Source organism: Bacillus sp. ILBB4, from assembly GCF_035064545.1.
Classification (GTDB): Bacteria; Bacillota; Bacilli; order Bacillales; family Bacillaceae_H; genus Priestia.
Genome location: NZ_JAIQVD010000002.1, coordinates 775,276 through 794,695, shown reverse-complemented (window position 1 = coordinate 794,695; position 19,420 = coordinate 775,276). Strand labels below are relative to the sequence as shown.

At 38.2% G+C, this 19,420-nt stretch carries 16 protein-coding genes and 1 riboswitch; of the genes, 12 read left to right on the top strand and 4 right to left on the bottom strand.

Annotated elements, in window-relative coordinates:
- Window positions 1-364: 364 nt before the first annotated feature.
- From LAV82_RS10190 to LAV82_RS10175, 4 genes are all read left to right on the top strand, one after another.
- A complete protein-coding gene (locus LAV82_RS10190) occupies window positions 365-739 on the top strand; it encodes a DnaJ family domain-containing protein (protein ID WP_211078431.1) in 375 nt (124 codons plus the stop codon).
- A 36-nt stretch (window positions 740-775) separates the two neighbouring features.
- Entirely contained in the window at window positions 776-1,582 is an 807-nt protein-coding gene (locus tag LAV82_RS10185; protein ID WP_013081956.1) for an alpha/beta fold hydrolase, read from the top strand.
- Between the two features lie 12 nt (window positions 1,583-1,594).
- Window positions 1,595-2,182 (top strand): histidine phosphatase family protein, encoded by a 588-nt coding sequence (locus LAV82_RS10180; protein WP_028407650.1) that lies wholly within the window; start codon window positions 1,595-1,597, stop codon window positions 2,180-2,182.
- Between the two features lie 360 nt (window positions 2,183-2,542).
- Window positions 2,543-3,862: an aspartate aminotransferase family protein gene (locus LAV82_RS10175; protein ID WP_499716029.1), complete on the top strand. Its 1,320-nt coding sequence runs from the start codon at window positions 2,543-2,545 to the stop codon at window positions 3,860-3,862.
- Between the two features lie 159 nt (window positions 3,863-4,021).
- Window positions 4,022-4,121: riboswitch (SAM riboswitch) on the top strand.
- A 243-nt stretch (window positions 4,122-4,364) separates the two neighbouring features.
- Here LAV82_RS10175 and LAV82_RS10170 read toward each other — a convergent pair.
- Window positions 4,365-4,994 carry a hypothetical protein gene (locus LAV82_RS10170; protein WP_499716028.1) on the bottom strand — a complete coding sequence of 210 codons (630 nt, stop codon included), beginning with the start codon at window positions 4,992-4,994 and terminating at the stop codon, window positions 4,365-4,367.
- 53 nt (window positions 4,995-5,047) lie between these two features.
- Window positions 5,048-5,626: a YkoF family thiamine/hydroxymethylpyrimidine-binding protein gene (locus tag LAV82_RS10165; protein WP_223268958.1), complete on the bottom strand. Its 579-nt coding sequence runs from the start codon at window positions 5,624-5,626 to the stop codon at window positions 5,048-5,050.
- A 513-nt stretch (window positions 5,627-6,139) separates the two neighbouring features.
- Here LAV82_RS10165 and LAV82_RS10160 point away from each other — a divergent pair.
- The 3 genes from LAV82_RS10160 to LAV82_RS10150 all read left to right on the top strand — a co-directional run bounded on the left by LAV82_RS10160 (window position 6,140) and on the right by LAV82_RS10150 (window position 10,537).
- On the top strand, window positions 6,140-7,483 hold the full coding sequence (locus LAV82_RS10160; RefSeq protein ID WP_211078435.1) for a 5'-deoxyadenosine deaminase: 1,344 nt from the start codon (window positions 6,140-6,142) through the stop codon (window positions 7,481-7,483).
- A 544-nt stretch (window positions 7,484-8,027) separates the two neighbouring features.
- Complete coding sequence (locus LAV82_RS10155) at window positions 8,028-9,353, top strand: NCS2 family permease (RefSeq protein WP_013055656.1); 1,326 nt, start codon at window positions 8,028-8,030, stop codon at window positions 9,351-9,353.
- Between the two features lie 149 nt (window positions 9,354-9,502).
- On the top strand, window positions 9,503-10,537 hold the full coding sequence (locus LAV82_RS10150) for a LacI family DNA-binding transcriptional regulator (protein WP_013055658.1): 1,035 nt from the start codon (window positions 9,503-9,505) through the stop codon (window positions 10,535-10,537).
- 21 nt (window positions 10,538-10,558) lie between these two features.
- Here LAV82_RS10150 and LAV82_RS10145 read toward each other — a convergent pair whose 3' ends face one another.
- The gene (locus tag LAV82_RS10145) at window positions 10,559-11,116 is read right to left on the bottom strand and encodes a shikimate kinase (RefSeq protein WP_013055659.1); all 558 of its coding nucleotides are present in this window, start codon (window positions 11,114-11,116) and stop codon (window positions 10,559-10,561) included.
- 547 nt (window positions 11,117-11,663) lie between these two features.
- Here LAV82_RS10145 and LAV82_RS10140 point away from each other — a divergent pair.
- The 3 genes from LAV82_RS10140 to aroD all read left to right on the top strand — a co-directional run bounded on the left by LAV82_RS10140 (window position 11,664) and on the right by aroD (window position 15,755).
- The gene (locus LAV82_RS10140) at window positions 11,664-13,094 is read left to right on the top strand and encodes an aldehyde dehydrogenase family protein (RefSeq protein ID WP_211078436.1); all 1,431 of its coding nucleotides are present in this window, start codon (window positions 11,664-11,666) and stop codon (window positions 13,092-13,094) included.
- Between the two features lie 51 nt (window positions 13,095-13,145).
- Window positions 13,146-14,903 (top strand): thiamine pyrophosphate-binding protein, encoded by a 1,758-nt coding sequence (locus LAV82_RS10135; RefSeq protein WP_499716027.1) that lies wholly within the window; start codon window positions 13,146-13,148, stop codon window positions 14,901-14,903.
- A gap of 66 nt (window positions 14,904-14,969) precedes the next feature.
- A complete protein-coding gene (gene aroD / locus LAV82_RS10130) occupies window positions 14,970-15,755 on the top strand; it encodes a type I 3-dehydroquinate dehydratase (RefSeq protein ID WP_029324895.1) in 786 nt (261 codons plus the stop codon).
- 38 nt (window positions 15,756-15,793) lie between these two features.
- Here aroD and LAV82_RS10125 read toward each other — a convergent pair whose 3' ends face one another.
- Window positions 15,794-15,970, bottom strand: coding sequence for a YvzF family protein (locus LAV82_RS10125; protein ID WP_211078438.1), 177 nt, complete (start codon window positions 15,968-15,970; stop codon window positions 15,794-15,796).
- A 199-nt stretch (window positions 15,971-16,169) separates the two neighbouring features.
- Here LAV82_RS10125 and treP point away from each other — a divergent pair, with 199 nt between their 5' ends.
- Window positions 16,170-17,633 (top strand): PTS system trehalose-specific EIIBC component, encoded by a 1,464-nt coding sequence (treP, locus tag LAV82_RS10120; protein WP_274156030.1) that lies wholly within the window; start codon window positions 16,170-16,172, stop codon window positions 17,631-17,633.
- A 15-nt stretch (window positions 17,634-17,648) separates the two neighbouring features.
- On the top strand, window positions 17,649-19,334 hold the full coding sequence (gene treC / locus LAV82_RS10115; protein ID WP_274156029.1) for an alpha,alpha-phosphotrehalase: 1,686 nt from the start codon (window positions 17,649-17,651) through the stop codon (window positions 19,332-19,334).
- The last annotated feature ends 86 nt before the right edge of the window (window positions 19,335-19,420 follow it).

Here is a 19,420-nt window from a genome sequence, read left to right as displayed (position 1 = left end):
AAATGTGGTTTTATAGAAAGTAGGCATAACATGATGACCTTAGAATTACCTTTTTCCACCTCCTTACATGCGTAAGGAGGCTTTTTTGTATAAATATAGTAAGATAAGGTAACAAAACCTGATGCAGAATCGTTTATTGAAGTTCAGCTAGTTAAGAAACTGCTCAAGAAAGTTTGATAGTGAAAGGCGTGAAGATCTGGAAATTATTTGCCGAAGGGAGGATAGTCTGTCCAAGAAGTGAAGGTAGTTCAATTTTTATAATCATAGTATAATAAAAAATACGGTTATAAAAGCTGTGTTTGTTATACATCTTTTATATAGAAGGTAAGATTGAATTTTATATTTGTTTAAAGGAGGTCTTTCCTTGGATATTGCGTATATAATTGCTGAAGAAAGAATCAGACAAGCAATAAAAGACGGTGACTTTGATAAGCTGCCTGGGGAAGGAAAACCATTAAAATTAGAAGATTTATCACATATACCTGAAGAACTGCGCCAAGCGTATAGGATATTAAAAAATGCAAACATGATAACGGATGAACAAGAGCTAAAACGAGATATGGCTACAATAGAAGAATTGATTTCTATATGCACGGATGCTAATGAAGAACAAAGGCTAACAGAGATGCTTACGGAAAAGCGTTTGCGCTTTGAGCAGCTCGTTGGCAAGAAAAAGATGACAAGTTCTGCAGCTTACAGGATGTATCAGAATAAAATTTACTCCAAATTTTTTTATTAATGAGTGTAATGAACGAGACGATCGGAGGGTGAGAACTTGCGGCTGTTAATTTTATTGATCAGTATCATACTATTTATTTCGCTTTGTTTTTATATTTTTGCCCCACAAATAAAACGAGGTGCCCAATCGAAAAATGTGCCGGTTTTATTTATTCATGGCTATTTAGGCAGTCAAAAAAGCTTAGGGAAAATGATTAAACGATTTGAACAAAACGGATGGGGAACTAAAGTAGGTTACTGCGTTGTTCAAAAAGATGGAGCTATTCAGTGGAAGCATATTATGAAAGCAAAAGAGGGAAAACTTCCGCTTATTCATATCGTTTTTAAAAAGCCAGATGCCAGTATTGCACAGCAGCAAAAATGGATTGAAGCTATTATGCAAGATGTACGTGATACATATAAAGCATCTTCTGTTGATTTAGTTGGACATAGTATGGGAGGAGTAACAGCAGCAGCTGTTAGTTTGTCTAACCCTCAGTATATTCAAAAGTTAGTTACGTTAGGATCGCCAATTCAAGGATTAGATTATCAGGAATTAATGGAGATGTATCCTCATGCACGCAATCATATTGAATCTATGGGTGCTCGTGATTTAGCTTTTCACTCTATAGCGTTAAACAAGCTGTATGAAAGTCGTCAAGATTTCTCAAAAGAAATCGACGTTTTTTCAGGAGCAGGAGATGTGGGAGATAAGACAGATGGAGTGGTAACAGTAGAAAGTGCGTACGGGCTGCAAGAGTTCACCGAACACATTCATCTCCAAACTTTTCATGAAGCACATTCAGATTTACATGAAAGCTCAGAGGTTGATAAAGCTGTCTATCAATTTTTAAAACGGGATTAAAGGGGGATTACGATGCTTTACTTAATTAGGCACGGCCAAACAGATTGGAATAAAAACAAACTTATTCAAGGGCATGCTGATATTCCGCTCAACGAAGCGGGAAAGCAACAAGCTAAACGCGTAGCGGAACGTTTTCGAGATATCCATATTGATGTAATCTATACAAGCGATTTGCTTCGTGCGCAGGAGACGGCTAGGGAAATTGCAGCAGCTGCTAAAGTAGAGAAAATCGAGGTTTGTGAGCAGCTGCGTGAGCGCTCTTTTGGAGAACTAGAATCAAAGAACGTAGAAGTTCTGCATGAGCTTGTGCCAAACTATGCGACAAATTGGGGAGAAGAACCTTTATATAATATCGAAACACTCGAAGCCGCTCAAGAACGGATGGTTCGGCGGTTAACGGAAATTATGAAGAAGTCTATCGGAAAGAAAGTAGCAGTTGTTAGTCACGGGGCGGCAATTAATACATTCATTCATCATGTAACAAGCGGAGAACAAGGAACAGGGACTACTATTTTACAAAATACATCGATTACAACTTTTGCTTATGAAAGTGGAAAATGGCGCCTTGAAACGATCAATGATGCCAAACATCTTGAATAAATATACTTAAAGAGGCTGTGACAGTAGTACTTTAGTTGAGGGAAGATCCGAACGATTAATCGTTCGGATTTTTTTATGGTGATGGTGAACCTAGGTTTCATATATGTAAGTACTTCTAGCAGTTGATTGGAGGGAAAGGCGAAGACTCCTGCGGGAAAAGAGGAAGGGATGAGACCCCGCATATTAATTTTATATATAAATATTTATACAATTGATTTTAATAAAAATGCATAGTAAAATAAGTTTTATTACTATTCTATTAAAGCGTTTAGTATAACTGAATTTCCTAATATTGTTTAATAAGTAACTATATTTCGGAATAAGATTAATTGATTTGTATAATTTCAAGGAGGATGTAGTATGTCAAAAGATTGGAGTCACTTATTTGAAAGAATGCCTGAATTGCTAGCACCGACGATGGCTAAAGACCATCCGAATTTGCCCGTTGTGAAGGAAGAAGGATGCTATTATTATGGATTGGATGGTAAAGAATATCTCGATTTTACTTCCGGAATCGCTACAACAAATGTAGGACACAGACATCCGAAAGTAGTAAAAGCAATCAAAAACGGAGCAGATCAATTATTGCACGGTCCTTCAGGTGTTATTATGTACGAATCGATATTAAAGTTAGCCGATGAGTTAGGAAAAGTAACGCCGGGCAATTTAGACTGCTTTTTCTTTGGAAATAGTGGCACCGAAGCAATTGAAGGAGCCTTGAAATTAGCGAGACATGTCACAAAGCGTCCGTATGTTATTTCTTTTTTAGGGTGTTTTCATGGCCGCTCGATGGGAGCTTTAAGTGTTACAACCTCGAAAAGCAAATATAGACAATTTCAGCAGCCTTCGGGACTGACGTATCAGATTCCATATGCCAATCCAAAAGAGTGCCCTGCGGAGCTAGACAGCGATGTGTACTTTACTGAAAAGCTTGAAAAAGATTTTGAAATACTCTTTAAGCACCAAGTCACGCCTGAAGAAGTGGCTGCCGTTATTTTGGAACCAGTATTAGGAGAAGGCGGCTATATTATTCCTCCGAAAAGTTGGATGAAGAAGTTAAGAGAGATTTGTGATCGTCACGGAATATTACTTATTTTCGATGAAGTGCAAACAGGGTTTGGCCGTACCGGCGAATGGTTTGCTGGACAAACGTTTGATGTCGTGCCAGATATTATGGCTATAGCAAAAGGAATTGCTTCTGGAATTCCGCTTAGTGCAACGGTAGCTTCTCAAGAATTAATGAAGCAGTGGCCCCTTGGCACACATAGTACAACATTTGGAGGAAATCCTATTGGATGTTCAGCAGCCCTTGCAACTCTTGAAGTGATGAAAGAAGAACAACTGCTGGATAACACGAAAAAAATGGGCGCTTATGCGTTAGAAAAGCTGCATCTTTTAAAGGAAAAACATTCAATTATTGGGGATATCCGTGGTTTAGGACTTATGATTGGAATTGAAATTGTTAATCCGGATACGGGAGAAGGCGATGGAGACGCCTTATTCGAGATTTTGGACTTAGCTTTAGAAAAAGGCGTGTTATTTTATTTTTGCGGAAATGCAAGTGAAGTTATTCGCATGGTACCTCCGCTTACTGTAACAAAAGAACAGATAGATGAAGGCATTCGCATGCTAGATGAGGCTATCACTTCTTTTGAGAAAAAGTCAGCTGTAAAAGCGTGATAAAAAAATTATATATTTGTAACCTAGTTGTCATAGTAATGGTAGCGATATCATAGTTTTAGAGGGAAAAGAATTTTCTGAAAAGTAGTTGACATCTGTTTGTGCAGCATGTAACATAATATTTATCTTATCAACAATTATCAACAAAATTCGACAAACTTCTTATCAAGAGAGGTGGAGGGATAGGCCCTTTGAAACCTCGGCAACGGACTTTATAGAACCGTGCCAACTCCCACAAGCAGTGCTTGAAAGATAAGAAGAGACCAGGCTTACTAACAATTGTGATCCCAACCTCTTCTTACAGGCACTTAGACACTGTAAGTGGAGGTTTTAATTTTATGACAAGAATATGACATTTAGATAAAAAACAGCAGGCGAAATTACCTGCTGTTTTTATATGCTGTAAAATGATAAATAACCTACCAGAATTCCTAGTAAAAGTACTCCAATCGTAATACCAACAATCCACCACATCATTTTTTTCATTATTTATTCCTCTTTATCAATTAACTGTAGCTGTTGATCCGCCTGAAGCGCCGGAAGCTGTACCGTAAGCAGTTTGTCTTTTGATTCCGGTATTTTTAGCTGCAATTTTCCACTGCCAGTCAATTCGCCCGTAGGCTCGATTATTTTGCACCCAAGATTTTGAGCTCTTTTTTGAAATAGACACAAGGGGGTTTACATTTTTCGTGACGACGCCTCGTACACTTTTGACTGAAGTCACCGATGAGTTTTTCGTGTAATAGTCTACATACACCGTTAGTTTTGTTGTTGTAAATCCAGCCGCTTTATAAGAAGCCGTATAAGCTGCTGTTTTGAATAAAGGTGAAGCCGTTCTTGCTCCGTATGCTGCTGTACTTGCAGCTTCGACTGTGCCGCTAGTCTCTTCAATATCCATTTTTAACAGAGATGGATCCTTTAGTGATTGTACAACTTTTTGTTTTTGTTGACGCGACAGTTTTGAAAATTCATACAGTGAACTTTTATCACTTTGCGCTTTCAAGAACTGCGTGTAAGAAGCAAGCGTTAAATGTGCAGGTTTTTCACTAGCCATAACAGAGTTTGGTACGACTAATAGACATAATAACGCACTTATCAGGAAAAAAGAAAAAAACGTTCTTTTTGTAGCCATATTTATATAAATCCTTTCTAGTATTCTATCTTTATAAATAGATAAGAAGTAATTTATCGTTTTGAAGAAGGACTGTGTGATGACATATTAACTGTCATCACGACACGAGCTTGCTGTACAGATTTCATAAAACATTCGTATAGAGAAGCGAATACTTTATCCACATCTCCTTCTAAAGCTGTTGCAAAAGGCACGGTTTCGGCAAATACTCCCTGTTGTTTAACTGCGCCAATTCCGCTTTTGATGATGTCTACATAATGCGGCGTATCTAATGGATACAAAGAAAATTGAGTGGATACAGGGAACGAAGCACAAAGCTGTTGGTTTGAAGACATGTTTTCTTTTGGTTTTATTTTTCTTTCTTCGAAATATTCTTCGTGCTGCCCTGTTGAAAACGTGGCATTCAGCACAATATGCTTTCCTGATTTTCCAGCACTTTTATAAACGGCTTGAACAACTTCAAATACGTCTTTGGCAGTTCCTTCAATAAACGTACTAACACGGTCTGTTTTTCGCTGAACTTTAGACATATCCACTTCGTTTAGTGCGCCTAAAATAATATCGATAAAGTTATCACTCATAACGGAAAGCGTAAAACGGCAGCCAACATTTATTTTTTCCAAGTTAATCACCCCTAAAATATAGATTTGTAGTTTTTTAATCATACAAATCATAAAATAACTTTTCTGTTTTGTATAGAAACAGAAGATAGATTCTTTATTTTTAGGAAATATTACATAGAAGAAACGAAAATAAATTGCATAACATGAAAAATAAGGGTGTTAAGAAAAGTCACATAATAAAAAAGAATAAAAAAACAATGTTAGAACTTCTGACAAAAAGCTGGTATATAGACTGAAAACACCATATTATAAATACAAGATCACATTATTCTCCTGCGATTTCGTATAACCTCTTGAAAAAGGGACTTGGGATTTTATCATAAATCCAACCTCCTAGCTGTATAATCAGCTAGGAATTTTTTTTACCCAAACTCTCTATCGCGCATGAGGTTACCTACACTTATTCAACTCAGAGCATACACCATATATATTTAAGACCAGTGTAAGAAAGATTGCTTGAAGATGTTAGTGTTCGGCTTGAGCTAGAAATAGATAGATGTTACGAAAGAGGGGAAAGAAGGTATGACGCACACATTAATTAAAAATGCAGAGATTATTACGATGAATGAGAAGAATGATATTATTTACGGTGACCTTTATATTGTTGGAAATCGTATTGCAGCGATCGGGAAAAACCTGCATCCAGAAAAGGTAGATAAAGTCATTGACGCAGCAAATAAAACAATTGTGCCGGGCTTTATACATACTCATATTCATTTATGTCAAACGCTTTTTAGAGGGCAAGCAGATGATTTAGAGCTGCTAGACTGGCTAAAGAAGAAAATATGGCCGCTTGAAGCTTCACATGATGAAGAATCTATCTATTATTCAGCACTGTTAGGGATCGGGGAACTCATTCAAAGCGGGACTACAACAATTGTAGATATGGAAACTGTTCATCATACGGACTCTGCTTTTCAAGCTATATCTCAAAGTGGAATCCGAGCTCTTGCAGGAAAAGTAATGATGGATAAAAAAGGCGATGATCTGCCAAAAGCTCTGCAGGAGACAACGGCTGACTCGATCAAAGAAAGTGTAGAGCTGCTTGAAAAATGGCATAATTCAAATAACGGTCGTATTCGATACGCATTCTCCCCAAGATTTGTGCTGTCGTGTACGGAAGATTTGCTGCGTGAAGTGAGCCATTTATCAGCTGCATATAACGTCCATGTACATACTCATGCTTCTGAGAATCAAGAAGAAATTCGCATCGTAGAAGCTGAAACGGGTATGAGAAATATCATGTATTTAGACCATTTAGGATTAGCCAATGAGCGCCTTATTTTAGCGCACTGTGTGTGGCTAAATGATCAAGAAAAGCAAATTATTAAGAATCAAGGAGTAAAAGTCAGTCATTGCCCAGGCTCAAACTTAAAACTTGCATCGGGAATCGCAGATGTGCCCGGTTTATTAGAGCAAGGTGTATTTTTAAGCCTTGGCGCTGACGGTGCTCCTTGTAATAATAATTTGGATATGTTCAACGAAATGAGGCTGGCCGCTACGATTCATAAACCCTCGCATGGACCAACGGCCATGAATGCAAAGCACGTGCTAGAAATGGCTACAATCGGCGGAGCGAAAGCAGTTGGGCTTGAAAAAGAAATTGGAAGTTTAGAGGTCGGGAAAAAAGCGGATCTTGCTATTTTAAATTTAAATCAGCTTCATACCTTTCCATCTTACGGCGTAGACCCTATTTCCAGAGTTGTGTATTCAGCAACGCGAGGAGATGTAGAACTAACGATGGTTGATGGAGAAATTGTGATGGAAAATCGCGTGTTAAAAACCATTGACCAAGGAATTGTGCTGAAAGAAGCAAATCATTCGATAGATCGTCTTTTAAAAAGAATTCCACTTGTGATTTCATAAGATGTAAAACAAAGAAGAGGCTGGAATAAAAGTATTTTAACAAAAGTAAAACTCGAATTATTAATCAATAACTCCGATTAATAATTCGAGTTTTTTGTTGTCAAGGTGAACGTAGGTTTCATCTGTTTAGTTGCTTCTAGTTTTTGATTGGAGGACAAGGCGTAGACTCCCGCGGAAAGCGAAGCCTTGTACGGAAATTAATAGCGGTGTAATAGCAGCCTAGATTGTTTATTCCATTTATTTGTCTTGAGAATGGATTGATTTAGTTATGTCTCAATTTCTTTTTTTGTATAAATGATTAAAAAGAGCACTCTTGCCACAGACTAAAGGGATAGAAGAAATAAATTTTCAAAATTCCAAACTAACGGAAGATAAAAATTTTTATAATGATAGCGTTTTCTACCTTTGCATATCTACAAATTAAGACTATAATAGGACAAAAGATTTTACTTTGTAACGTAAAATCCTCCTAAATCGTGTCCTTTTTAGGACATTTGAATAGGTAGGGTTTTTTATTTTTTTTAGAAGTAGGGAGGCGCGCGTGTTGGAGCGTAACGGAATATTAGAGCGCTTGTTTAAACTATCAGAGCGCAACACAACACCAAAACAAGAAATACTAGCAGGACTTACAACTTTTATGACGGTCAGTTATATGGTAATCGTCAACCCCATTATCATGTCTGACGCGGGTATCCCCCGTGAAGCGGCTCTTGCAGCTACCATTTACGCCATTGTATTTAGTACGTTACTGATGGCCCTGTGGGCAAACTTCCCGATTGTAACCGGTCCAGGGATGGGTTTAAATGCGTTTTTTACGTATTCAGTAGTATTAGGACAAGGATTGTCATGGCAAACGGCACTTGGAGCAGTTTTTATATCCGGGGTCTTATTTTTTGTTTTAACGGTAACAGGAATACGTGGAAAGATTATTGATGCCATTCCGAACGTATTAAAGTCTTCCATAGCAGTTGGAATTGGTCTTTTTGTTGCGTTTATCGGTTTGAAAAACGCTGGATTAGTTGTGGCAAACGAGTCTACTTTTGTAGGGCTTGGAAATGTCATGGATAAAGGCCCCTTACTGGCTATTTTTGGGCTGATATTAGCAGCTGTGCTGATGGCTAAAAATGTAAAAGGCGCTCTCATTATAAGTATTTTTGCTACGACAATATTAGCGATGATTGTAGGAGTACAAGCAGTTCCTCATTCGGTGAAAGACGTCTTTTCAGCTACGCCGCCAAGCGTCGGAGAAACATTCTTTCAAATGGATTTAAAAGGTGCAGTTGCCTACGGTATTTTTTCAGTTGTATTTTCTTTCACCATCGTAGAATTATTTGATACGCTAGCGACATTGATTGGACTATCTAAAAAAGCAAACTTAGTAGATAAAAACGGTAAAATTCCAGGATTAAACCGTGCGCTTGCAGCGGATTCAATCGGTACAATGGCGAGTGCTATTTTTGGAAGCACAGCGTTAAATACGTATATTGAAAATGCAACAGGTATTGCAGAAGGAGGACGTACCGGCTTAAAGGCATTAACGGTTGCCATCTTATTTATATTTACCTTGTTTTTTGCACCGCTCATTCAATTTATCCCAAGCGTTGCTACTGCTCCAGCACTTATTATTATTGGTTCGCTTATGCTAAGTGACATTCGAAACGTTAACTTCGACGATTTTACTGAGGTTGTTCCCGCTTTCTTAACAATTGTCATGATGCCGTTAACCTACAGCATTGCAGAAGGGTTAGCATTCGGCTTCATTTCATACACAGCGATTAAACTGTTTACAGGACGCCATCGCGAAATTCATTGGATGATGTATGTAATCACCATTGCCTTTTTTATCAATTTTTATATGAGTTCCCATTAGGAATGAAAAAAGACGTAGCATTAAGCTACGTCTTTTTTTGTTACTGAGTCCTTGTCAGGGAACATCGTGAAAGAATGAAGCTTTTCTTTTATTTTAGATAATTGTAAAATAATTATAAAAGGTGCGTTATAAAGGGTTGGTGGAATAAATTGAAACAAAGTAAACGCAAACGTGTAACCTTACAACAAGTGGCAGAACACGCGGGAGTATCTCGAGCTACCGCTTCGCTTATTGTGCGAAATAGTCCAAGTGTTTCTGAAAAAACAAGGAAAAAAGTTCTAGCTTCGATGAAAGAGTTAGGATACGTATATGACCGAATTGCAGCAAATTTAAGATCTCAAACTTCATCAACAATCGGAGTTATTATTACGGATATATCTAATACGTTTTTTACAGAATTGTTAATTGGAGTACATGAGGAGCTCGAGAAAGACGGGTATACGGTGTTTTTAGGTACGACGTTTGATTCGGATAATCGACAGGATCAGCTGCTTTCTACGATGCTAGAGCATCGGGTAGGAGGCATTATTTTATGTCCTGTTGCGGGTACATCGGAAGATACGATAAGAAAAATTCAGCATTTAGATGTTCCTTCAGTACTAGCAGTAAGGGAATTGCCTGAGGTGGAGTCAGATTATGTAGGGGTAGATTATAGCTTAGGCGTTCAAAAAGCGGTTCAACATCTACTTCAACAGGGACACAAAAGAATTGCATTTTTAGGAGGAACAACGGGTTCTACAACGTGGAAGGAACGAATGGAAGGTTACCGGTTGGCTCTGGAGAACGCAGGGATTTCTATTGATGAAGAGCTTGTTATTCCGAGCGGTCCGACAAGAAGCGGCGGTGTAGAAGCTGCTCATCAAGTATTGAACATTTCTGAACCTCCAACAGCAGTTTTTTGTTTTAGCGACTTAGTTGCATTTGGTGTTATGCAAGGTTTAAAAGAGAAAGGGATTGTTCCGGGAGAAGATATAGCGGTAGTGGGATTTGATAATGTCATGGAATCATCCGTATGTCACCCTACTCTAACAACCGTCTCTTCTTTTGCAAGACAAATAGGAAAAGATGCTGCACGGTGTCTTCATAACCAAATTGTTGATAAAAAAGAACATCATCATCGCATTATTTTAACGCCTCAGTTAGTTGTTCGAGAATCGTCATCAAAAAAAAGAAGCAGTTCATGAACTGCTTCTTTTCCGTGTGAATTATTTAGACGGTTCATAAATATCCCAAGCCATTTTCAAGGAATCAACAATATAATTTGCTACTTCTTCAATATCCAAATTGTCAGTTTCTACTTTGGAGTGGTGGTTGGAATAAATTGCTTGTCGTGTATAGAATAATTCTTCAATATCCTCTAGACTTCTTCCTTGTAAAACAGGGCGACTGTCAATAATAAGGCTGATGCGCTCTTTCCACGAATCCCATGAAAGGTCTAAAAAGAATACAATACAATTTGATAAGCATATTTTTTGAATTTCTTCTTGAAGAAATGCGCCTCCGCCAACGGATATAATTTTTAAACGCTGCTGAGATAACTGGCTAATTACTTCTTTTTCTTTATTTCGGAAAAACTCTTCACCAAACTCTTTAAAAATTTGTGATGTAGGCATTTGAAACATTTTTTCAATTTCTTGGTCTATATCGACAAAATCTCTGTATAATTTCTTAGCGACTAGTTCGCCGATTGTTGTTTTGCCTACGCCCATAAAGCCAATAAATACAATGCTTTTTTCTCTAAGAGACATCTCGCTGTAAGTCATTTTTCAAAGCCTCTTTCTGTTTTTAACAATAAAAAACTTATTATTTTGTATTTTAGTTATTAGAATTATAATACAAATTTTACTGTTTGTAAAAACAGTGAAAGGTATATTATGTCCTAAGAAGCAAGTATCAGCTCACGTTTATAAAATTTTTGTTAGTCAACAGATGGTGATACGCTGTAACGAAAACAAATAAGTAATAGTTAAGCTCGATCACAATCATAAATCTTTGTCATATTGACAGTGCTGCTATCTTACATACTCTTACAGTGTATGTAAGAAAAAAAAGGAAGTGAATGTGAGACTACGTAAGCGAGTATAGGCAAACTGAACTCAGGATCAATGAATATTTTTAGAAAATTCTTTAATTTTCTATTGCTAGATTAAAATTTCTGTTGTAGGATTATGATAACGTTTACAAAATGAGTTATTACTTTAAATCAATAGGATTTATAGAAAACTGCATTAAATTTTAGATCGATCTAAAAATAAAAATAGATCGATCTAAAAATAGCAGTCAGGTCAATTGTTAAAAGGAGAGATAACAATGAGCTTTAGACGAGCAAGGCCTTATGTAAATAAAGAATGGCTTGAAGGTAATCGATCAGCAGTAAGTATTAAAAGTCCGTATTCGCAGGAAGTAATTGGTGAGCAAATTATAGCAACGCCAGAAGATGTTGAACGAGCGCTATCAGCCGCCTATGAAGCTAAAAAAACAATTGCGAGTCTGTCTTCTTATGAAAGGGCCAAAATTTTAAAAGAAGCAGCACGGCTTTTGGAAAAGCAAAAAGAAAAGTTTGCTTCTCTCATTTCAAATGAGTTAGGAAAACCGTTGAAGAATACGTTGGATGAAGTATCTCGATCTGTAGAAACATTAGAACAATCTGCGGAAGAAGCAAAAAGGCTTATCGGTGAAACGATACCAGGAGATGCTTCCGAACGAGGGGGAAAAGCGATAGCTTCGACATTCCGTGTGCCTGTCGGGGTTGTTGCTGCTATTACTCCTTTTAACGCACCTTTGAATTTAGTATGCCACAAAATTGGACCAGCTTTTGCTGCTGGCAACAGTGTTATTTTAAAACCGGCTCCCCAAACAACTTTAGTTGCTTCAGAATTTATAGCTCTATTATTAGAAGCTGGAATGCCTGAATGCGCTATTAATATGGTTTTAGGGGGAGTAGAAACAGGACAGCAAATCGTAAAAGATGACCGTGTAAATATAATTTCTTTTACCGGTGGAACAGTGGCAAGCAGAAATATATGTGAACTGGCTGGAATGAAAAAAGTGCTTCTAGAATTAGGAGGAAATGCTTCAACAATTGTTCATGAAGATGCCGACATTAAGAAAGCTGCTGAAATGTGCGGGAGAACAGGGTTTAGCAACTCCGGTCAAAGCTGTATTTCAGTTCAGCGTATTTATGTACATGACTCAGTTGTTTCTGAATTTACAGAGCTTCTGAAGAATGAGGTAACGTCTTTAAAAGCTGGTGATCCTCTGCTGCCGCAGACGGATGTTGGATGTTTAGTAGATGAAAAAGCAGCAAACCGAGTTTTGGCTTGGATTGAAGAAGCAGTCGATCTAGGTGCAGAGCTGATATGCGGCGGCAAAAAGACAGGGGCTTCTATAGAACCTACTGTTCTATTAAATCCTCCTAAACAAAGCAAAGTAGTGTGTCAAGAAGTGTTTGGGCCTGTGGTAAGCATTATTCCTTATCAAGATATTGAAGAGGCTATTCGGGAAACAAATGATTCATCATTCGGTTTGCAAGCAGGGCTGTTTACAAATCAAATGGATTTAGCTTACCGTGTTGCTGAATCTTTAGAAGTAGGAGGAGTTGTGATTAATGGGACCTCTAATTTTCGACTCGACCATTGGCCGTACGGCGGGATAAAAGACAGCGGCGTTGGTAGAGAAGGACCTCGATTTGCGATTGAAGATATGACAGAAACAAAAATGATTGTCCTGCAGCTATCGTAGCTGAGTTTATTACCTGAAAAAATATATAGTGAATTTAAAGGAGGATATACAATGGAAAAATTAATATCACATCAATTAGTAAATTATCTTGAGGAACGAGGCATCGAGCATATTTTTGGTTTGTGTGGTCATACAAACATAGCGGTACTAACAGCCTTAGAAGAAAGCAAAATTAAATTTATCAACGTTCGACACGAACAAATTGCAGCGCATGCAGCTGATGGCTATGCACGTGTGACGAAAAAAGCAGCAGTAGTATTAAGTCACTTAGGTCCTGGCTTAACAAATGCTGCTACAGGTGTAGCCAATGCAGCGTTAGATTCAATTCCAATGGTTGTCATCGCTGGTGATGTTCCTACTCATTATTATGGAAAGCATCCGCATCAAGAGGTAAATTTACATGCTGATGCTTCGCAATATGAAATTTATCGTCCATTCGTTAAGCGTGCATGGAGAGTTGACCGTCCAGATTTATTTCCAGAAATATTAGAGAAAGCATTTTTACTAGCGGAAAGTGGAAATCCTGGCCCCGTATTAGTATCCGTACCTATGGATATCTTTTCAAAAAAGATCGATGTTTCTTTATTTGACCGATTGCATCGCCAAACGAAATCTTTGCAAAAACCTTCTATCGATGATGAAACGGCAAAGAGTATTGTACAAAAATTAATTAATGCTAAAAATCCAGTGTTATATGTAGGCGGAGGCATCCTATTAGCAGATGCAGCAAATGAATTAAAAGAGCTTGTGGACCACTTGAACATTCCGGTAGCCCACTCCTTAATGGGCAAAGGAGCACTTCCAGATGATCATGACTTGACTCTAGGGATGACTGGTTTTTGGGGCACGAAGTTTATTAATGAAAAGTGTCGGACTGCTGATTATATTTTAGCATTAGGAACACGATTTGCAGAAGCAGATTCTAGCTCCTGGGAGCCGGAATATACGTTTGATTTTTCACAAACAAAATTGCTTCATATTGATATTGATCCTAGCGAGATAGGGCGTAATTACCCTGCCGAAATCGGTGCAGTGGCTGATTTAAAACAAGCCCTTAAAGTCTTAAATCGCGTAGCTAAACAGCTTATTCCGGAAGGAGTAAAAAATGAAGCATTAATCAAAGAGATTGCTTCTTATCGTGAAGAGTTTAAAGCTAACAATGAAGAATATATTCACGACAATTCATTCCCAATGCAGCCGCAGCGAATTTTAAATGAAGTTCGCGAAGTCCTGCCGAAAGATGCCTATATTACTACTGATGTAGGCTGGAATAAGAATGGGGTAGGACAGCAGTTTCCAATCTATGAAGCTGGAAGTATATTAACTCCAGGAGGCTTTGCCACAATGGGATTTGGAGCGCCGGCAGCTTTAGGAGCAAAGGTAGCTCAGCCTGATAAAGTAGTTGTTTCTCTAGTAGGAGACGGGGGATTCGGCCAAAATCCAGCTGTGCTTGCTACGGCAGCCGAAGAGAATATTCCTGTGGTTTGGATCATTATGAACAACTTTGCGTTTGGTACGATCGCGGGACTGCAAAAAGCACATTTTGGAACCACTCTAGGCACGATATTTGAAAAAGATGGAGAGGTATATTCTCCTGACTTTGCAAGTATCGCTAAAGCTTATGGAGTAGAAGGCATAAAAATTCAATCAGCCGAAGAGTTTAAACCGGCACTTCAAAGAGCTGTTGCTTCTAATAAACCAGTTGTAATTGATGTAGCGATGTTAAACAATCCTGTACCAACGTCAGGACATTGGAACATCATGGATATTTACTCACCGGATAAGAAAGTACACCATGTATCTGTTTAACAAGTATGGAACAAATGCTGAAATGAAAACGGAAACATTTAACTTTGATAAAAAGGAGCTGTTCCTATGCTAGGACGAGGAGAAGGAACTCATTCTCCATCTATTTGTACGCCTTTAGTGGGCAAAGATCGCAAAGAGCTTTTAACAGAACTAGCGGAAATTCTATTAAAAAAACCGGATATAATTGAATGGCGCTTAGATTTTTACGAAGAAATTCAAGATATAAACAGCGTCCTTTCTGCAGCTAAAGATATATATGAAAATGGCGAGCGCACGCCTATTTTGCTTACTGTACGTTCTCAAAAAGAAGGGGGGCAGCCTATTTCCTTATCAGAAAAGGAAGTAGTAGCGATACTTGCAGAGGTATGTAAGCATCCATATGTAGCAATTATTGATTTTGAAGTATCAAATCAGCCAGAGCATATCCGCTATTTACGTGAAGTTTCCAAGGAAAACAATAAGAAACTTGTGCTTTCTTATCATAATTTTTCTTTTACTCCTCCTAAAGCAGAAATTTTTAAAAGCTTATTTCTAGCTGAATTTTACGGAGCAGATGCAGCGAAAGCAGCTGTCATGCCTCAGAACAATCAAGATGTTTTAACTTTATTAGAAGCTACAAGAGAGGCTGAAAAAGAGCTCAGCATTCCTCTCATTACCATGTCGATGGGAGGGTTAGGAGCTATTACCCGAATCGTCGGGTGGATGTATGGCTCTTCTGTTACTTTCGCTGTAGGGAAAAGCAGCTCAGCTCCTGGGCAAGTTCCAATTGATGAATTACGAAAAATAATTCAGTTAACAAAAAAAGTTACGGATCCTGAGAACTATCATTCCCATCAAATTGTTTCGATGTAAAATAAAAAGCACAAGAGCATGCTATGCTCTTGTGCTTTTTATTTATCCTTTAAATGCATGGAAAGATACACCCGAGTATCTTTTTTGCGCTCGTACTTTGGATTAGCGCTTCGCGTATATTCTCTTGACTGATGTTCTATATGGTAGTTCTGTGCAAACTGTTTGATCGCTTCATTAATTTCTTCTTGTTTTCCCATTAATCTTACTTGCAGCATTGTAACGTCTCCTTCCATATACTTTGTTTTTTGACTATATCATGAAATGAAAAAGAAGTAATTTTATTTTTGTTGACGATCTTGTATATACAGGTTAGAATAAAAACATAAAACTTGTATATACAGGTTTGCGGTGAGATTTATATGGGGGATAGGAAATACAGGAGTAAAATGAAAACGGAAACAAGGGGGAAAAGACATGAATCGAGAATCTGTTGAACGCATTGTAGAAGCCGTTGGCGGAAAAGAAAATATCTCTGCTGCAACGCATTGTGTAACGCGTCTTCGACTTGTTTTAAAAGATGAAGGTAAAGTCAATCAACGTATGCTAGATGAGCACGAATTAGTAAAAGGATCTTTTTCTACAAACGGCCAGTTTCAAGTTGTTATTGGTCAAGGCACGGTTGATAAAGTATATAAAGAAATGGTGACGCTTACAGGAATAGGTGAACTGTCAAAAGAGGAAGTGAAAAACGAAGCGGCTAAAAACTTAAATCCTCTGCAGCGCGCAATAAAAACATTAGCTGACATTTTTATTCCCATTTTACCGGCCATCGTAACCGCGGGTTTATTAATGGGAATCAATAATGTATTAACAGGAGCCGGAATTTTTTACGATGATAAATCAATCGTAGATGTTCATACACAGTGGAAAGACTTCGCGAGCATGATTAATTTAATTGCTAATACGGCTTTTGCCTTTTTGCCGGCTCTTATAGGATGGTCAGCTGTTACGCGTTTTGGAGGAAGTCCTTTATTTGGAATTGTCCTTGGGCTCATGCTGGTCCATCCTGATTTGCTAAATGCCTGGTCTTATGGAGAAGCATTAAAAAAAGGAAGCATCGATACGTGGAATTTATTCGGTCTGCACGTTGAGAAAGTTGGCTATCAGGGGCAGGTTTTACCTGTGCTAGCTGCTTCGTTTGTGTTAGCTAAAATCGAATTGTTTTTACGAAAACGAATACCGGATGGTTTTCAGCTTTTAATTGTAGCGCCTGTAGCTCTTTTAGTAACAGGGTTTCTCGCTTTTATTGTGATTGGTCCGATTACATTTGCAATAGGAAATGTGATTACAGGTGCAGTTGTATGGCTGTTTAAAACGGCTCCATTTATTGGAGGGCTTGTATACGGAGGCTTATATGCTCCCCTTGTTATTACAGGCATGCACCATACATTTTTGGCCGTAGATTTACAGCTGATTGGAAGCGTAGGAAGTACGTTCTTATGGCCGATGGTAGCATTATCTAATATTGCACAAGGCTCTGCGGCTTTCGCGATAATGGTTCTTTCAAAAGACGACGAGAAATTAAAAGGACTGTCTTTAACGTCAGGGATTTCAGCGTGGCTTGGCATTACGGAGCCTGCAATGTTTGGCGTGAATTTACGCTTTAGATTTGCTTTTATTTCTGCAGTGATTGGTTCAGCTATTGCAGGTGTCGTCATATCCGTGGCAGGAGTGAAAGCAGCATCGGTGGGAATTGGTGGTATCCCTGCTCCGTTATCAATTGTTCCACAGAGCTGGCCAGCTTTCATTATTGGAATGGTAATCGTAATTGTGGTGCCGTTTCTTTTAACGTTAACGCTTGGAAAGCTTCAGAAAAAATCAACCGTTACATCAACTGTCGCGGCTACAGAATCGTTTAAACATAATCCAAAGAATTAAATGGTGGTGTTAAAAATGCAAGAACCTTGGTGGAAAAAATCGGTTGTTTATCAAATTTATCCTAAAAGCTTTTACGATACGACTGGCAACGGCGTGGGTGATATAGCTGGTATTATTGAAAAGCTAGATTATTTGAAAAAGCTTGGTGTAGACGTTGTGTGGCTAACGCCAATTTACAAATCGCCGCAGCGGGATAATGGATATGATATAAGTGATTATTTTGTTATTCAAGAAGAATACGGAACAATGGAGGACTTCGATCGTTTAATAACAGAAGCGCATAAGCGGGATCTTAAAATCATCATGGATATTGTCGTTAATCATACGTCAACTGAACATGAATGGTTTCAAGAAGCTAAAAAATCGAAAGATAACCCGTACAGAGATTTTTATATTTGGAAAGATCAAAAAGAAGATGGAAGTGCTCCGACGAATTGGGTTTCAAAATTTGGAGGTTCGGCGTGGGAGCATGATAAGCTGACAGAACAATCCTATCTGCATTTGTTTGATGTCACGCAAGCGGATTTGAACTGGGAAAATGAGCGTGTGCGCCGCAGCGTGTACGATATGATGACGTTTTGGTTTGAAAAAGGAGTAGATGGATTTCGTCTGGACGTTATTAACTTAATTTCAAAAGATCAGCGCTTTTTAGATGATGATGGTTCTATCGCGCCAGGAGATGGACGGAAATTTTATACCGACGGTCCTCGCGTTCACGAATATATGCGAGAAATGAATCAAGAAGTTTTTTCAAAATACGATAGCATGACCGTTGGGGAAATGTCGTCGACAACTGTTGACCACTGTATTCAATATTCTCATCCGGACCGGGGCGAGCTTAGCATGACGTTTAATTTTCATCATTTGAAAGTCGATTACCCAAACGGAGAAAAGTGGGCGCTAGCAGATTTTGATTTTATTAAATTAAAAGAGATTCTATCAACTTGGCAAAGGGAGATGAATAAAGGAGGGGGATGGAATGCACTATTTTGGTGCAACCATGATCAGCCTCGCATTGTTTCCCGCTATGGAAACGATGAACTCTATCATAATAAATCTGCCAAAATGCTCGCTGCAACGATTCATCTGATGCAGGGAACACCTTATATTTATCAAGGGGAAGAAATAGGTATGACAAACCCGAAGTTTTCCTCTATTGATGAATATAGAGATGTGGAGTCATTAAATGTGTATGAGATAAAACGTGCACAAGGAATGGACGAAAATGAAATTTTGGAGATTTTAAAACATAAATCAAGAGATAATTCCCGTACACCGGTACAATGGAGCGATGAGCCAAATGCAGGTTTTACAAAAGGAAAGCCATGGATTAATCCAGCCGATAACTACCGTGAAATTAATGTAGAAAAAGCGTTAGATGATGAAGATTCAATTTTTTATTTTTATCAAAAGCTTATTGCACTGCGAAAGCAGTACGAGATTATCACCTATGGAAACTATGAATTGATTCTTGGAGAAGACGAGCAGATTTTCGCTTATATCCGAAATGGAGCAGATGAAAAGCTGCTCGTGATAAACAATTTCTACGGCAGTGAAACAATTTTTCAACTGCCAGAAAATCTAACTTTTGAAGGATATCATAGTGAAATATTGCTGTCTAACTACAAAGATTCATCAAAGGAATTCAAGCGAGGCTTCCTTCGGCCGTATGAATCAATCGTGTATCATTTAAAAAAATAGAGAAAAAAGTAAAAAGAACGATGGGTGACAATCTATCGTTCTTTTTATACAATTGGGTATATATAGAAAGTAAAATAGGTGATGGC

Coding starts and splice junctions, on each gene's coding strand:
- LAV82_RS10125 (WP_211078438.1), bottom strand. CDS start 15,970: ATGCTGCAAGTAAGATTAATGGGAAAACAAGAAGAAATTAATGAAGCG.
- LAV82_RS10160 (WP_211078435.1), top strand. CDS start 6,140: ATGACGCACACATTAATTAAAAATGCAGAGATTATTACGATGAATGAG.
- treC (WP_274156029.1), top strand. CDS start 17,649: ATGCAAGAACCTTGGTGGAAAAAATCGGTTGTTTATCAAATTTATCCT.
- aroD (WP_029324895.1), top strand. CDS start 14,970: ATGCTAGGACGAGGAGAAGGAACTCATTCTCCATCTATTTGTACGCCT.
- LAV82_RS10140 (WP_211078436.1), top strand. CDS start 11,664: ATGAGCTTTAGACGAGCAAGGCCTTATGTAAATAAAGAATGGCTTGAA.
- LAV82_RS10170 (WP_499716028.1), bottom strand. CDS start 4,994: ATGGCTACAAAAAGAACGTTTTTTTCTTTTTTCCTGATAAGTGCGTTA.
- treP (WP_274156030.1), top strand. CDS start 16,170: ATGAATCGAGAATCTGTTGAACGCATTGTAGAAGCCGTTGGCGGAAAA.
- LAV82_RS10135 (WP_499716027.1), top strand. CDS start 13,146: ATGGAAAAATTAATATCACATCAATTAGTAAATTATCTTGAGGAACGA.
- LAV82_RS10145 (WP_013055659.1), bottom strand. CDS start 11,116: ATGACTTACAGCGAGATGTCTCTTAGAGAAAAAAGCATTGTATTTATT.
- LAV82_RS10180 (WP_028407650.1), top strand. CDS start 1,595: ATGCTTTACTTAATTAGGCACGGCCAAACAGATTGGAATAAAAACAAA.
- LAV82_RS10175 (WP_499716029.1), top strand. CDS start 2,543: ATGTCAAAAGATTGGAGTCACTTATTTGAAAGAATGCCTGAATTGCTA.